This is a genomic window from Acidisoma silvae, from assembly GCF_020618775.1.
GTDB lineage: Bacteria > Pseudomonadota > Alphaproteobacteria > Acetobacterales > Acetobacteraceae > Acidisoma > Acidisoma silvae.
Genome location: NZ_JAESVB010000030.1, coordinates 1 through 14,546, shown reverse-complemented (window position 1 = coordinate 14,546; position 14,546 = coordinate 1). Strand labels below are relative to the sequence as shown.

The following is a 14,546-nucleotide window of genomic DNA, read 5'->3' as shown; positions in this document are numbered from 1 at the left end:
AAACGGATCAGCCGACAAAGCCGTTCTCCAACCTGGCCTTTGTCTCATCGCCGTCATGGGCTTCGGCCGCCTCCCACGGGTCGCGGCGATCCAGCCCCATGCGCACATAGCCGCGCGGACTGGCGGGGCCGCCATAACCCATTTCACTCCAGGCGGTGGGATGCGCGTAATAGACGGTCACGATATCGAGGATCAGGCGATGCTCGAAAAACAGCGTGGCGGGCATATCGCCGAGCGCGCCGCCGGAAAGTTCACCGCGTTCCATGCGGCGCAGGATATCATCCTGCTGTTCGCCGCTCAGTTTCACGAAACATAGGCGGTAATGCGCTTCGGCTGCTTCCTCCAACCCGGCCAGACCGCGCCGCCAGGCTTCGCCCTGATCCGGCATCCGGGCGTAACGGAAGCCGTCCTGAAGACCCGTAAAAAGCTTGTCGTCCACCAGCGCCGCGAGCGGCACCGGCGGCCGATCCGTCGGCTGCGGCAGGATGCGCTGGCAAACGGCATCGAGCACAGTGAAAAGCGGTGGTGTGAGATAGCGCGGCTCACGCGGCACCGCCAGGCGGCGATTGACGACCTGCCGCGTCGGCTCGTTCCAGGACGGCGTGCGGCGTTTGGCCAGAACATCATAGCCGGGATAGCGGTCAGTCATCGGGATGATCCTCCAGCAGGGCGAGCGCCGCTAGGCCTGCCATGGCAAGGCCGGTGAAGCTCGGGGGCGCGGGAATGGGCGGCCCATCGACCAGATTCTGGCGCCAGTTGCGCCAGCCACCCATGCCGCGGGCGACGCCCACGGCATGGAAACCAGTGCCCGCAAAGCCCAGCAGCGCGGTCGCGCGCAGCCACCAGCGCGTCAAGCGACCATGCCTGCGAATTGGCCCCAAGGCGCTTGCGCCCAGGAGTGCCGCCGCCACGGGCGGCATCGTCACGGGCAGATACATGGCCGGATTATGATAGGCACCGCGGAAATGCAGCAGGCCGGATTCCGCCACTGTTCCCATTAGCCCCAGGCTGGTCATGACACCGATGACCCGTCCTGCCGGAATGCCCAGAATTTTGGGCGGCATATCGGGATGGCTGTCGCGCAGCCGCTCCGACAGGAAGCCGAGCATGCCTGACAACGAGATCGCGGCCGGCGCGCCCAGCGGTGCGGAATAGAACAAATTCTGCCAGCTCAGTCCGCCGGGCTTCTTGCTGATATTGAAGATATGGAAGCCCGTACCGACCAGACCAGTGAGGCCCGCGCCGGCATAGATGAGGTCGCGAATGACATGCGCCTCACCCTTGCTATCCGCCGTGCCGTGCAGACTGGCCGCGAGCGACAGGGATGCTGTCACCAGGGGCGTGATCATCGCCTTGTTATGGAAATTGCCGCGATAATGCTCGATCGCGCTATCGATCAACACGGAAGCCGCCAGCGTCCCCGCCGCCCGGTTCAGACGGCGCGCCGCCGCCACGGTGGCCTGTGGCTTTTTCACCGGCACATGCGGCTTACGACAGGCCAGGACAATGCCGCCCAGGATCGTGGCGCCGGTGACCAGCGACAAAGCGGTCGCGATATCGCCAGTTGGTCGGTCATTCTTCATCGCGCAGCTTTCCTGTCAGACGGCATAGCGCTCGGCGTCGGCGGCTTTGAGGGTAAGGCCCAGTCCCGGGCGGGACAGGTCAGGGCGGATCGTGCCGGCAACCGGCTGCGGGGCACCGTCGAAAAACATCCGTTCGATGCGGACATGATCGTGAAACCATTCCAGATGGCGGAAACGCGGCGCCGCGCAGGCGGCGTGAAGATGCACGGCCGGCGCGCAATGGCCGGACAGGTCGACATGATGCGCGTCGCACAAATTACCGATGGCAAGAAAGCCGGTAATGCCGCCGCACCGGGTGACATCCGCCTGCTGCACGTCAACCGCGCCGCTTGCCAGCATGAGGCGCGCGTCATCCTGCGTATAGACATACTCGCCGGCAGCAATATCGATGCCCGCCGGCGAATGATCCCGCACAAAGCGCAGCCCCGGGAGATCGTCGGACGAGACAGGCTCCTCAAACCAGCGGATATCCGCTGTCTCAGCAAATTGTTTTCCGAAATAGCAAGCCTGCCGCGCTGACAAGGCACCATTGGCATCCACGAACAAAGCGGCGGTGCCAATGGCGCGCCGGGCGACATCGACGCGATGCGGATCCTGATCCGGATGCGTGCCGATTTTCATCTTCACGGCGCGACAGCCGTCCCGCTCCACCCAGCCTGCAAGCTGGTCCTGAATCTGGCTATCGCTATAGGTGGTGAAACCGCCGCTGCCATAGATCGGCACGCTTTGCCGCACCGATCCCAATAACCGCGCCAGTGGAAGGTCAAGCAGCTTGGCCTTGAGATCCCATAACGCGACATCGATGGCGGAAATGGCACAACTGGCAAGACCGGAACGGCCGAGGTTGCGCACGGCGCGTTGCATCGCCAACCACGCCGCCCCAATAGCCAGCACATCGCGGCCGGTGATCGCGGCCGCCAGAACGGAGTCGATAAGCTTGACCAGGCAAGCATCGGCATAGGTATAGCCGATGCCTGTCTTGCCCCCAGCATGGACCTCGACAAAAACGAGCGTTGTCTTTTCCCAGGCGAAAGTGCCATCGGCCTCGGGCGCGTCGGTCGGCACGGTAAAGGCACGCGCCGATACCGCGCGGATCGGCAGATCCGACAGCACCGATCAGCCCTTATGGCCAGGCAGCACGCCCGCCAGCATTTCCTTCGCACTATTGACGATGACGCTGCCGCGCTCCGGCTCATCCGCCAGAGACGTCATGAAGTTCTTGGCATCCTTCAGCGTGATATGCGGCGGCAGCGGCGGGACGTTGGGGTCCGTGAAGGCTTCCAAAATCACCGGACGATCGGCTGAAAGCGCTTCGTCCCAGGCCGCGCCGACTTTGTCCGGGTGATCGACGAAGATACCCTTCAGGCCCAAGAGTTCAGCATATTTATGATAGGGAAAATCGGGAATGCTCTGCGTGCTTTCCGTTTTACCGGCGCCAAGCTGCACCCGCTCCTCCCACGTCACCTGGTTGAGATCGCGATTGTTCAGCACCAGCACGATCAGACGCGGATTGGACCATTCCTTCCAGTATTTGCTAATGGTGATCATCTCGTTCAGGCCGTTCATCTGCATGGCGCCATCCCCCATGCAGGCGATGACGGTGCGGTCCGGAAAGGCCATTTTGCCGGCGACCGCATAAGGCGTGCCGGCACCGAGCGAGGCGAGCCCGCCGGACAGTGACGCCTTCATGCCGCGACGGATTTTGAGGTCGCGCGCATACCAGTTGGCGACGGACCCGCTATCGGCCGTGATGATGGCGTTTTCCGGAAGACGCGGCGACAATTCCCAGAAGACGCGCTGCGGGTTGAGCGGCTCCGCGCTTTGCATCGCGCGGTCTTCCAGCGTCTTCCACCAGGATTGCACGCCCTTCTCGATCGTCCCACGCCAGGACGTGTCGCTTTTCTGCTCCAGCAGCGGCAGCAAGGCCCGCAGCGCCACGGAGCTGTCGCCCACCATGCTGACGTCCATCGGATAGCGCAGGCTGAGCGCGCCGGCATCCATGTCGATCTGCACGCCCCGCGCGCTGCCGGGCTTGGGCAGGAATTCGCTATAGGGAAAGGACGACCCTATCATCAGAAAGGTGTCGCAATCCTGCATCAGATCCCAGGACGGCTTGGTGCCGAGCAGACCGAGCGAGCCGGTGACCCAGGGCAGATCATCCGGCAGCACTGCCTTGCCCAGCAGCGCCTTCGCGCAACCCGCCTGCAATTTGTCGGCAATAGCGATGACCTCATCGGTCGCGTGCAGCGCACCGGCGCCCACCAGCATTGCGACCTTCTTGCCAGCATTCAGAATGGCCGCAGCTTCGCGCAATATTTTGTCGTCCGGGAGCTTGGCAGGCCCCGCGTAACCAACACCGGTATGAGTCGCGCCATGCGCATTCGGCGGGTCCTGATAAGGCATCAACTGCAAATCATTTGGCAGAATCACGCAGGTCACGACACGCCGGGCGCTGGCAATGCGGACGGCGCGGTCGATCAAATGGCGCACCTGCCCGGGCACGCTGGCCTGCATAACGAAATCGCCAGCGACATCCTTGAACAAATTCTGGAGATCGACCTCCTGCTGGTAGCTGGCACCAAGTCCCATGCGGGCCTGCTGGCCGACAATTGCCACCACGGGTACGTGATCCATCTTGGCGTCATAGAGTCCGTTCAAAAGATGGATGGCGCCGGGGCCAGAGGTCGCATAGCAGAGCCCGACCTCACCGGTGAACTTGGCATGGGCGGAGGCCATGAAGGCCGCCATTTCCTCGTGCCGCACCTGCACATAGTGCATTCTGTCTTTGGCTTTTTCGAGTGCCACATCCAGACCGCCGACACCGTCGCCGGGATAGCCGTAGACCCGCTTGATGCCCCATTCGCCTAGGCGCTGCCAGACGAATTCGCTGACGTTCCTGGATGCCATTGTTGTGATGTCCCGCTGCGGAGGAGAAGCCTGGATCGGCCCTGCGCTGATTGTCGGGAGATGGCCCCCGCAGCACGATTACCCAATCACGACTTCGGGCGATGGTTCAGCCTTTGACGCCAAAACAACGGTGCTGAAACAACCACTACTGCACATTTCTACAGATATTCTTCTTAAAATCCGAAACGTGATTTCCCATGCGGGGAATTCGCCTTGCCGGTTCTCCGCGCTGCGCACATGTCATCACCTGCCTATTTCAAATAATCCGGCGGTGTGCCTTGACCTTTTTTGCAGCCAAAACTGCCAGAGCCGTTATCGCCATTCCTGCGAAGAATGAGGCGGAGCTCATCCATGCCTGTCTTGCTTCGCTTGCGCGGCAAAGCGAGCCCGCTGATGACATTGTGCTTCTTGTCAATAATACGACAGACTGCACGGCCGAAATCGCGCACAGCCTGGCGGCATCGCTTAGAAGTCGTCTGCATGTGCATGAAGTGACGCTGTCACACGAGCACGCTAATGCAGGCACGATGCGGCGCTTTGCCATGGAGAAGGCTGCCGAATTGGCCGGCCCTCAGGGCGCCATTCTCACGACGGATGCGGATGGGCAATTGCCCTTCGACTGGGTTGCGCGCAATCTCGCCTGGCTTCGCGCGGGTTACGACGCCGTTTGCGGAAGGGCCGTCATCGACCCGGCCGACGAGACACTCATTCCGGTACATCTCCTTCAGGACGATTGGGCGGAGACGCAATACACCGCGCTGCTGGACGAGATCGATCACTGGGTCGATCCCAGACCCTGGGACCCCTGGCCGCGTCACACGCACCGGTCGGGCGCCAGCATCGCTGTGCGGTCGGCCGTCTATGCAGCGGTCGGCGGTCTTCCCCATGTCAGTCACAGCGAAGATCGCGGTTTCGTGGCGCGGCTTGAGCATCGAGACTGCAAGATCCGGCATGACACGGAGATAACCGTGACCGTATCGGGTCGCCATTCGGGCCGGGCGCGCGGCGGCATGGCGGAGGCCATCGCCCGGCGCATCATCAAGCAAGATGAATGGGCCGATGACCGGCTGGAAATGCCACAGGCGGCATTGCGGCGCGCTGAGCTGCGCTGCCGCGCGCGCGCTGTCTGGCAGTCGCCGGTTCATGGCCTGCCCTCTCTCGCGAGCATGCTGATGCTGCCGCCGGCACAGGTGGAACGCTTTATGCGCAGCCCCTGGTTCGGCGGGGCCTGGGCGGATATCGAATCCGTGAGTCCCGTCTTGCGTCGTATGCCCATTCCCATGGCCGCCTTGCGGGACGCGATCATGGAGGCGAAGCCTATTCTGAACCAGTTGCGGAAAACCGCCGTCCCTAGCGGCACTCGTCTGTCTCGCGACCCCGGCTTGCAAGCTCTCGCAGAATGACATCATCGCACGACAAACCAGCGGACGTTTTTGCCGCGTTAAAACATCTTCGCGCGGAGAAGCTGGCTATCCCCGACGAAGCCCAATTTCCGAAAACAGCCATGGACCGGCTGACGGCAGCAGGCGTGCTGCAGGCTCCCTTGCCCCGCGCCTATGGCGGTCAAGGTCTCGGCACCGAGCCTGGCCTGGGGCTGGAAACCTTGTCCCTGCTGCACGGTCTGGGGCGTATCAGCCTGCCGCTCGGCCGGCTGGTGGAGGCGCATGTCAACGCGCTGCGCATCGTCGCCCGCTACGGCGATGCCGCACACATGACAAAAGCCGCCGACGGCGTCCTTGCGGGCAGCCTGTTTGGCCTATGGGTGACAGACCCGTCGGGCCAAGGCGAGCTGAACATTCATGCGCAAGGCGACGCCCTTCGCCTGACCGGCGGCAAGATGTTCTGTTCGGGCGCAGGCCATGCCGGCTGGGCCGTGGTGACAGCGTTCGATCCGGGTTGTGCCGACCAGCGACTGCTTCTGCTGCGGATGGACGGCTCTGAGCAGGTATCCCCTCTTCCCGCTGGCCTGAGTGGGATGAAAGCCGCCGTCACCGGCCAGGTGGATTTCACCGGCAAGCACGTTGCGCGGAACGACATCATCGGTTTGGCAGGCGACTATCTGAAGGAGCCCGACTTCTCCGCCGGTGCCTGGCGTAGTTCCGCCGTCGCTCTCGGCGGTCTGTTTCGGCTGGCGGAATTGCTGCGGGATCAGCTCAAAGCGCGTAGCCGCGCCGACGATCCGCATCAACGGGCACGCTTTGGCCAGATAGTGATGGCGCATGAGACGGGCCGGCTCTGGCTCCGCCACGCAGCCGTCATGGCTGAAAAACTGGAAGCGCCCCCCGAGGAAATTATTGCGACCGTAGGCTTCGCCCGGCTGGCCGTGGAACGCGTCTGTTTGGACGGAATCGAACTCGTACAGCGCAGCCTGGGCCTTGGCAGCTTTCTGACCGACAATCCCGTGGAATCTTTGATGAGAGACCTGCAGACCTATCTGCGCCAGCCAGCCGCCGATGAGGTTCTGCACAATGCAGCCGGCTATTTCTTGTCCCACGCCTTTTGCGCCAAGGAGAATAACGATGCGGATGTCTGAGGTGCGGGCCGCCTGGGAAGCTTTGGCAATTATTGATCTGCAAACCCTTCTCGCCGGGCGGAAGCCGCTTATCCTGGCGCCGCATCCCGATGACGAAAGCCTTGGCTGCGGTGGGCTGCTGGCGCAATGCGCGGCAGCCGGGATTGGGGCTCAGGTTGCTGTTCTGACCGACGGCAGCCGGTCGCATCCTGGCTCCGTCAGTCATCCCCCGCCCCGCCTCGCGGCGCGGCGCAGGCGGGAGGCTGTAGACGCTTTGCGCATTCTTGGTCTGTCCGACAGCGATCTCTGCTGGATTGGCGCCGAGGATACGCGCCTGCCTGCTGAGGGGCCCGCGGCGGAAGCCATCATCACCGCGCTCGCCGATCTTTGCGACGTGACCGGTTGCGACCTTCTGCTCTGCACCTGGCGGCATGATCCGCATTGCGATCACGAAGCGGCGGCGACCCTGGCGGAAGGTCTTGCACGGAGAACCGGTCTGCCTGTGATGAGCTACCCCGTCTGGGGCTGGACTTTGCCGGATGAGACAGAGGTATCTGCGGCGCAGAGCGGCGTCCGCCTGGCGATCAACGCGGAACTGGCCCTGAAGCAGAGCGCGATCCGGGCTCATGCCACGCAATATAGCGGCGTCATCACGGATTCACCGGAAGGATTTACCTTGCCAGATCATCTTCTGTCGGTCTTCGACCGGCCTTACGAAACCTTTCTCATTCCATGACCGGGCAAGCTTACGATCGCGCCTATTTCGATGCGCTATACACGCGCGACGCCGACCCCTGGGACTTTCGCACCAGCGACTACGAAAAGAAAAAATACGCGGCGACGATCGCCATGATCGGCGATCGCCGCTATGCCCGGAGCCTTGAAGTCGGCTGCTCTATTGGCGTGCTCTCCGCCTATCTCGCACCGGTCTGCGACGCGTTTCTCGGCGTGGATATTTCAGAAATTCCTTTGGCCGCTGCCCGCGCCACCTGTTCGGCTTTTCCGAACGCACGCTTCACTTGCATGGCGACACCCGGCGACTGGCCGGAAGGCCAGTTCGACCTGATCGTTCTGTCGGAGGTTTTGTATTTCCTGCCGCCAGATGCAGTCAACATAATGGCCGCGCGGGTGGAAAAGAGCCTTGTCCGCGGCGGCCGCGTCATCCTCGCTAACTGGCTCGGTTCCGAGGAGACGCCGCAACCCGGCGACCTGGCGGCCGATCAATTCCTATCCAGCGTGGGCCTGCCCCTTCGTCGGCAAGATCGGAAGGGGCTCTACCGGCTTGATCTTCTGGAAAAAGATCAGGCGCGATAGCTGAGGGTGCCGACAAGCCGCTCTTTCCGGCTTTCTGCCTTGCCGAGATCAAGCCCCACGACAATCAGGCTTTTGTTTTCCTGCTGGTAATCGTGTTCGGTTGCAGATGGAGCTTTGAAGCGAAAGGTGCGACCGTCATCAAGAAGGCCAAGCATTTCGCTGTTTTTCTGAAGCTGAATAATAAATTGTTCGCCAGGAGCAGGCTTTTCTGATGCTTTGACGTCAATCTGTGCGCTCATAGTCATGAAAGTTCTCCGCTTTCCAAGGTGCAAACTTGGACGGCAGTTTTGAAGGCCTGCCGGCTTTAGCAAGATCTGCTCCGGAAACCTTGCGCAATACCGTGTTCAGCTTCGAGTGCGGTCTTCTGCTGCCGTGTGATGGAAGAAAGCTTGTCGCGCCGATGTTTCTTCCAATTTCAGGCAGGCAATACTTTCGCGTCGCCGCTCATATTTAAAGGACAGCGTCATGGAATGTCGGATAGACGGACAAGTCGCCATTGTAACCGGAGCCAGTTCAGGCATTGGTTATGCCTGCGCTGAAGCACTAGCCGCCGCAGGGGCTGCCTTAGCTATCAATTATAACAGCCACGCTGATCCTGCCGAAGAACTGGCGGCAAAGATTGTGCACGCGGGGGGCCGAGCAAAAGCCATTGGCGCCGATGTCTCCAATCCAGAGGATGTTCAAAAGCTCTTCTCCGAAACGCTGTCGGCTTTTGGGGCTGTCGACATCGTCGTCGCCAATTCTGGTCTGCAGAAGGATGCTCCGCTGATCGAGATGACGTTGGACGATTGGCGCAAGGTCCTGGACGTCAATCTGACCGGCCAGTTTCTCTGTGCGCAGGCCGGCGTCCGCCAATTCCTGAAGCAAACCGAGCGAAACGTCTCCAAGGCGCGCGGCAAGATCATCTGCATGAGTTCAGTGCATGAAGTGATTCCTTGGGCCGGACATGTCAATTACGCAGCATCAAAGGGCGGCATTATGTTGATGATGAAGACTATGGCGCAGGAACTCGCCGAGAAGGGTATCCGGGTCAATTCTATTGCCCCTGGCGCGATACGGACGGCCATTAACAAAGAAGAAACCGAGGGCGACAAGGCTAAGGCCTTGCTCAAACTCATTCCTTACGGCCGCATTGGCGATGCCGCCGATATCGGCCGTGCGGCAGTTTGGCTTGCCTGCGATCAGTCCGACTATATCACCGGGACAACCCTCTTTGTGGATGGCGGGATGGCGCTCTATCCGGAGTTTCGCGGCAATGGCTGAGCCCGCGCAGTCTTCAGTTACTATCGGGGATCACGCCGTCATCGGCGACCGCGCGACGATAGCCTTGATCTCTCACGATGCCAGTATCGACTTTCTGTGCTGGCCTGAATTCGACAGTCCCACCATTTTCGCGCAGTTGCTGGACCCGGATTGCGGCGTGTATAACCTGCAGCCCGACTTGCCGGACGCGCGGCGCATTCAGGCTTATGTCCCCGACACCAATATTCTCGTGACCCGTTGGCTTTGCGATGAGGGCAGCGCCGAGGTGTTGGACCTGCTGGTGCCCAAGGACGGTCCGTACGGTGGGCCGACGCGCCTTATCCGTCGTGCGACCGCGACCCGCGGGTCGGTCACCTTCCAATTATTGTGCAGACCACGCCCGGATTATGGTCGTGAGACGCCGGTGGTTGAGGCAGGCCAGAATTTCGTCGCCTTCCGCTCCACCGCCATCGAAAACCTCGTCCTCAGCGGACATCAGGCGCTGGCGGCGGGAGATGGCGAAGCCACAGCCTCGTTCACGTTGCAGGCAGGACAGTCCGCCATATTCCTGCTGAGCAGTCGCGACCAGGGGGAGATTGTCGAGCCGGCAATGCTGGACGACATGATCGCACGATCGACCGCCTTCTGGCAGGACTGGAGCGGCCGCTCAACCTATCGTGGCCGTTGGCGAGAGACAGTAATGCGGTCGGCTCTGGTCCTTAAGCTTCTAACCTCTCGCCGGCGTCATTCAATTATTGCGGCTCCGACGTTCGGCCTACCGGAGGCCGCCGGCGGCACGCGGAACTGGGATTACCGCGCGACCTGGATCCGCGATGCGTCATTCACCGTCTATGCCTTCATCCGCCTTGGCTACATTGAAGAGGCGTCAGATTTCATGACTTGGGTTGAAGCCCGCGTGGCTGACTGCAGTACGGACGGCCGCATTCAGGTCATGTATCGCTTCGACGGTAGCAAAGACTTTCCAGAAGGCGAACTCGATCATATGCAAGGTTATCGCGGCGCTCGCCCAGTTCGCATCGGCAATGCAGCGGTAGGCCAACAGCAGCTCGATATCTATGGCGAGTTAATGGACAGCCTATACCTGAAAAATAAATATGGGAGTGGAATCAGTTGGGAAAGCTGGGGCAATGTGACGCGTATGATTGATTATGTCGTCGATCACTGGCGTGAACCGGATCACGGCATTTGGGAAGTCAGAGGCAAGCCTCGCCGTTTCCTGCATTCTCGCCTGATGTGCTGGGTTGCCGTCGATCGCGCCATCCGGCTCGCGACCAAACGGTCCCTGCCCGCCCCTTTCGAGCGCTGGACCAACGCCCGCAATGAAATTTATCAAAGTATTCACGCGGATTTCTGGAATGCCGACTTAGGCCATTTTACGCAATGTGACGATAATACTGCTGTCGATGGCGCGATGCTGTTAATGCCACTTGTGCGCTTCATAGGTGCCTCTGATCCACGATGGACAGCCACACTGGATCAAATCACTGAACGATTGACCGATGATGGCATGATCTGGCGCTATCATGAAGAGGACGGACTGCCCGGCAGCGAGGGATCGTTTACCGCCTGCTCTTTCTGGTATGTGGAATGTCTCGCGCGCGCTGGAAGACTTGAGGAAGCGCGGATGAAATTCGAACGCGTCCTGAGCTATGGAAATCACGTAGAGCTCTTTGCAGAGGAATTGGATCGACGCGGTGAAGCTTTAGGCAATTTCCCACAAGGTCTTAGTCACCTCGCATTGATCAGCGCGGCCTTTTATCTCGATCGGGCGCTATCAAATGGTAAGGGCGAAGAGTGGGGAGCATGATGCCCAGCTCCCTTTGGCAATTTTGTTAAAGGGCGTCTTATGCCGAAACCAAGCATGAGCATATTTTTGATCCAATCAAGGAGCCGGGGCGCCTCCGGTTGGACCGTCAGCATCGCCTGCGCCTGCGGCCCCAGACTGATCAATGCTGCCCGAGGCTCCGCCTACTTTGTGAGCCGAGGCTAAATGAGCCGAGCTATCGCTCATACAGCCTCCCAAGGCTAACGCGATCCCCAAAATTCCCAGTTTCGTCATCCCATACAATGTCATGTTTCGGATTTCCTATTCGACTTGCGTGTGACAGTCGGCATGGATATCGGCGCTTTACTTATCTTCGAAATCCCGGGTCCAATGCCAATGGCGGTCAGCTTGCCCTTCGGGACAACCTTCCGCTTCCCAAAGCCGATAAGCTCGCAGGCGAAAATGCTCGTCGCGCGCTTGGTGCCAAAATTCATCGCTTCGCCAAACGGGCTTACCCGCCTGTTCCCACATGAAATAAGCGCGTTCTCGTACGCTTTGTTCGAGGCTCAGACGCGTTTCCGCCAACGGTTCCAGGCTATCGCCGTAAAGTGTGAGCTGGCCGCCTCGGGTCACATGGTCCCGTGCAGAGAGCTTCTCAAGCTCCTTCGCTGGAACCAGTTGAGCATGGCGTGCTGCCGAAAGCGCTTTTTCATGAAGCGTGTCCTCCGCTGGATCCGGAACCGATGCATCAACCGGAAATGTATGGAGGACCGTCTGCTTATCGTTCAACACGTCAACCAAGCGCTAAGTCATTGTCCTGACCTTTCCTTGTCGCGCCTAAAGTGAGGGGCCGCAGGGTCTACGCAATCGAAATCTGATCCACGACGGCCAGTTCGCGAGGTTGTCATCGTCACAAGAAAAATTGGGCGACTCATATTGGGGGCTAAGACGATCTCAGGTGACGGCCTCAATGACGCTTCTCCCCTTTTTTCGTAAACAAACGGGGGGACCAGTTCAATGACAAGGAGGCTAATCGCACGAAACGTTTTTAATAGTCTCTGTCGTCGTCAATTTTTTAAGGGGAAGAAACCAAGGACTTCGCATCCCACAGGGACCAGCTTATGAGCTATCGCTCTTCGTCGTTGAAGATCAACGACACTAACCGAGCCGCTTTCCTCATTAGCGACCAGGAAGCTTTTGCCATCTGGGCTAAATGCACCGTCCAGCGGCTTGGCCTGGGTCTCAGCTGCAAAGAGAGGATTCAGATCGGCGTCGTAGAAGCTGACGACCGGCTCGAAATCACCGATGACGGCCAGAACCTTACCGTCATCTCTGTAGCGAACAACTTGACCCGGCTTTGTATGTCCCGGCAGTGGAATGGAACGAAGCAAGGTTAACTCGTCGGTCGACACGACATATATCGCTGGTTTGTCTTTGGCGGTTGCCACCGCCCAGGGCTGGCCAGAGAAATGAGCGATGCCATTCAAGGGTCCAGGCGCGTTAATGTTCTTGATGACCCTGCCACTAGTGCCCTCCAGGGCGACAAGGCTCAATGTCCCATCTTCTTCGTTTTCGGTAATAAGAGTCCCGGTGCCCGAGACTGTCGCGAGACGATGCACATTGAGAGAAGGGATGCGAATAGCGCCCACAAAGTGGTCATTAGCGAAATCCAGCACAACAACAGCGCCGCTATCTTCGCAGCAGCAATACAATAAACCCTTATCGCCAAGCCGCGCGGTATGAGGTGCTTTGAACGGCGCTATATCAATGATCTTCGAGAGTTCCTTGGAATGAAGATCAATGACAGCAATCAGGTGATTTGGATGAGGATTATCTCCATGTGCTCCGTCACCATAAATCGGGACGTAAGCTTTATCTTGGGCTTCGACAATCAGAAGTTCATGCGGCTTGGCTGGAAATTCTTCAATAGCCTTGATTATATCGAGGCCATTTGGATCCAGGAAGAGGACACGATTACCACGCTTGTCGACCGCGACGAGACCAAAATTGTTTGCATCAACTGTCATTCGCTATTTCCGCATGAGTAAGTTATCGGAAAAGCAGGAGCGGAGCCTGCCCTTGCCATGCTCGTTCCCTGCCGATTGGGTCTTTTCCGTCAGAGGCTATCGATGGTGCCCCCGTCTACGCGCACTGCGGCGCCAGTTGTCGCCGAAGCCTGCTTGGATGACAGGTAGACGATCATAGACGCGACCTCATCAACCGTGGCAGCGCGCTAAAGAATGGAGCTCGGACGCTGAGCCATCACAAAGGCCCTAGCTTCTTCCTCAATTGAATGTCCATTCTTTGCTGCGGAACCCTCCAGCATTGCCTCGACACCCTCTGTTAAGGTTGGCCCGGGCAGAACAGAATTCACGGTGATACCGGTATTGGCGAGCCGCTTTGCAAGACCGCGGGCAACAGCAACATCGGCCGTCTTGCTGACCCCATAGTGGATCATCTCGACGGGGATATTGAACGCGCTTTCGGACGCTAAGAAGATAATGCGACCCCATCCGTGCTTTTGCATCATCGGGGCATAGGCGCGTGATAAACGCACGCCTGACATCACATTCACGGCCCAATGCCGGTCCCAAACGTCATCCTCGGTGTCGAAAAAATCACTCGGCACAAATATGCCAGCGTTGTTGATCAGAATATCTACTATCGGCACTGCCTTAACGATGGCGGCGCAGCCCTCGGCACTACCAACATCTCCCGCAACACCGTGCAGGGACGCTCCCGCGACCTCGGTCTGCAACCTGCCGATTGCATCGTCGATGCGCTTTGAAGTCCGCCCCTGTACGACCACGGTCGCCCCAGTTTCCGCAAGTCCCTTGGCTACGGCAAACCCAATACCACCGGTTGAGCCAGTGACGAGCGCCACTTTCCCCGTGAGATCAATCTTCATTATGGTTCCTGTTTTTTCCGAAAGCCGTGAACTGTTGCCCTACACATGGCAAGCTTTTCGGACCCTTGGACCGTGCAGCAGTTCAAACTGCCGTGTGACAGCCGCGTTGAGCGGGAGCATGATTTTTTGCGCGACGCTCCAGGAAACAAATCGGCGTCCGGTAGCTGCCTCCGATTGCCGCCATGAGAGCGAACGTCTCCCCTAGTCAGGGCTTCAACCTGAACAGCTGGGGCCCGGGAACCACCCCGCGTTGCTTTTCCGCTCCGGCGATCACGATAAGTGTAATCATTTTCC

The 14,546-nt window shown here is 59.5% G+C and carries 14 protein-coding genes and 1 pseudogene; 7 read left to right on the top strand and 8 right to left on the bottom strand.

Translation table 11 applies throughout. From position 1 onward, the window contains the following. Positions 1–7 precede the first annotated feature (7 nt). The 4 genes from ASILVAE211_RS24445 to ASILVAE211_RS24430 are packed head-to-tail and all read right to left on the bottom strand — an operon-like array spanning position 8 to position 4,490. Positions 8–649, bottom strand: coding sequence for a gluconate 2-dehydrogenase subunit 3 family protein (locus ASILVAE211_RS24445; protein WP_227323981.1), 642 nt, complete (start codon positions 647–649; stop codon positions 8–10). Next, complete coding sequence (locus ASILVAE211_RS24440; RefSeq protein ID WP_227323980.1) at positions 642–1,583, bottom strand: hypothetical protein; 942 nt, start codon at positions 1,581–1,583, stop codon at positions 642–644. The genes ASILVAE211_RS24445 and ASILVAE211_RS24440 overlap by 8 nt, the downstream gene beginning before the upstream one ends. A gap of 15 nt (positions 1,584–1,598) precedes the next feature. Next, a complete protein-coding gene (locus ASILVAE211_RS24435) occupies positions 1,599–2,696 on the bottom strand; it encodes an enolase C-terminal domain-like protein (protein ID WP_227323979.1) in 1,098 nt (365 codons plus the stop codon). 3 nt (positions 2,697–2,699) lie between these two features. Further along, complete coding sequence (locus ASILVAE211_RS24430) at positions 2,700–4,490, bottom strand: thiamine pyrophosphate-requiring protein (protein WP_227323978.1); 1,791 nt, start codon at positions 4,488–4,490, stop codon at positions 2,700–2,702. A 197-nt stretch (positions 4,491–4,687) separates the two neighbouring features. Here ASILVAE211_RS24430 and ASILVAE211_RS24425 point away from each other — a divergent pair, with 197 nt between their 5' ends. The 4 genes from ASILVAE211_RS24425 to ASILVAE211_RS24410 are packed head-to-tail and all read left to right on the top strand — an operon-like array spanning position 4,688 to position 8,316. Continuing rightward, positions 4,688–5,893 carry a glycosyltransferase family 2 protein gene (locus ASILVAE211_RS24425; RefSeq protein WP_227323977.1) on the top strand — a complete coding sequence of 402 codons (1,206 nt, stop codon included), beginning with the start codon at positions 4,688–4,690 and terminating at the stop codon, positions 5,891–5,893. After that, a complete protein-coding gene (locus ASILVAE211_RS24420) occupies positions 5,890–7,023 on the top strand; it encodes an acyl-CoA dehydrogenase family protein (protein WP_227323976.1) in 1,134 nt (377 codons plus the stop codon). Before ASILVAE211_RS24425 ends, ASILVAE211_RS24420 begins: the two co-directional genes overlap by 4 nt. Continuing rightward, positions 7,010–7,738, top strand: a complete 729-nt coding sequence (locus ASILVAE211_RS24415) for a PIG-L deacetylase family protein (RefSeq protein WP_227323975.1) — start codon at positions 7,010–7,012, stop codon at positions 7,736–7,738. The genes ASILVAE211_RS24420 and ASILVAE211_RS24415 overlap by 14 nt, the downstream gene beginning before the upstream one ends. Beyond that, positions 7,735–8,316: a class I SAM-dependent DNA methyltransferase gene (locus ASILVAE211_RS24410; protein ID WP_227323974.1), complete on the top strand. Its 582-nt coding sequence runs from the start codon at positions 7,735–7,737 to the stop codon at positions 8,314–8,316. The genes ASILVAE211_RS24415 and ASILVAE211_RS24410 overlap by 4 nt, the downstream gene beginning before the upstream one ends. On the opposite strand, the gene ASILVAE211_RS24405 is transcribed toward ASILVAE211_RS24410, so the two are convergent. Continuing rightward, positions 8,304–8,561, bottom strand: coding sequence for a hypothetical protein (locus ASILVAE211_RS24405; protein ID WP_227323973.1), 258 nt, complete (start codon positions 8,559–8,561; stop codon positions 8,304–8,306). The two genes, ASILVAE211_RS24410 and ASILVAE211_RS24405, sit on opposite strands and share 13 nt — an antisense overlap. A 29-nt stretch (positions 8,562–8,590) precedes the next feature. On the opposite strand from ASILVAE211_RS24405, the gene ASILVAE211_RS24400 reads away from it, so the two are divergent. Genes ASILVAE211_RS24400 through ASILVAE211_RS24390 form a run of 3 tightly spaced genes read left to right on the top strand, consistent with a single transcriptional unit; the run spans position 8,591 to position 11,386 of the window. After that, positions 8,591–8,770 (top strand): hypothetical protein, encoded by a 180-nt coding sequence (locus ASILVAE211_RS24400; RefSeq protein WP_227323972.1) that lies wholly within the window; start codon positions 8,591–8,593, stop codon positions 8,768–8,770. A gap of 11 nt (positions 8,771–8,781) precedes the next feature. Beyond that, entirely contained in the window at positions 8,782–9,579 is a 798-nt protein-coding gene (locus tag ASILVAE211_RS24395; protein WP_227323971.1) for a glucose 1-dehydrogenase, read from the top strand. Then, a complete protein-coding gene (locus ASILVAE211_RS24390; protein WP_227323970.1) occupies positions 9,572–11,386 on the top strand; it encodes a glycoside hydrolase family 15 protein in 1,815 nt (604 codons plus the stop codon). Before ASILVAE211_RS24395 ends, ASILVAE211_RS24390 begins: the two co-directional genes overlap by 8 nt. A 321-nt stretch (positions 11,387–11,707) precedes the next feature. Here the strand turns inward: ASILVAE211_RS24390 and ASILVAE211_RS24385 are convergent, their stop codons facing one another. The 3 genes and pseudogenes from ASILVAE211_RS24385 to ASILVAE211_RS24375 all read right to left on the bottom strand — a co-directional run bounded on the left by ASILVAE211_RS24385 (position 11,708) and on the right by ASILVAE211_RS24375 (position 14,252). Beyond that, a complete protein-coding gene (locus ASILVAE211_RS24385; RefSeq protein WP_227323996.1) occupies positions 11,708–12,136 on the bottom strand; it encodes a DUF2934 domain-containing protein in 429 nt (142 codons plus the stop codon). Positions 12,137–12,411: 275 nt separating this feature from the next. Further along, positions 12,412–13,371, bottom strand: a complete 960-nt coding sequence (locus ASILVAE211_RS24380) for a YncE family protein (protein WP_227323969.1) — start codon at positions 13,369–13,371, stop codon at positions 12,412–12,414. An 89-nt stretch (positions 13,372–13,460) separates the two neighbouring features. Continuing rightward, positions 13,461–14,252: pseudogene (locus ASILVAE211_RS24375) on the bottom strand (SDR family NAD(P)-dependent oxidoreductase). Positions 14,253–14,546 lie beyond the last annotated feature (294 nt).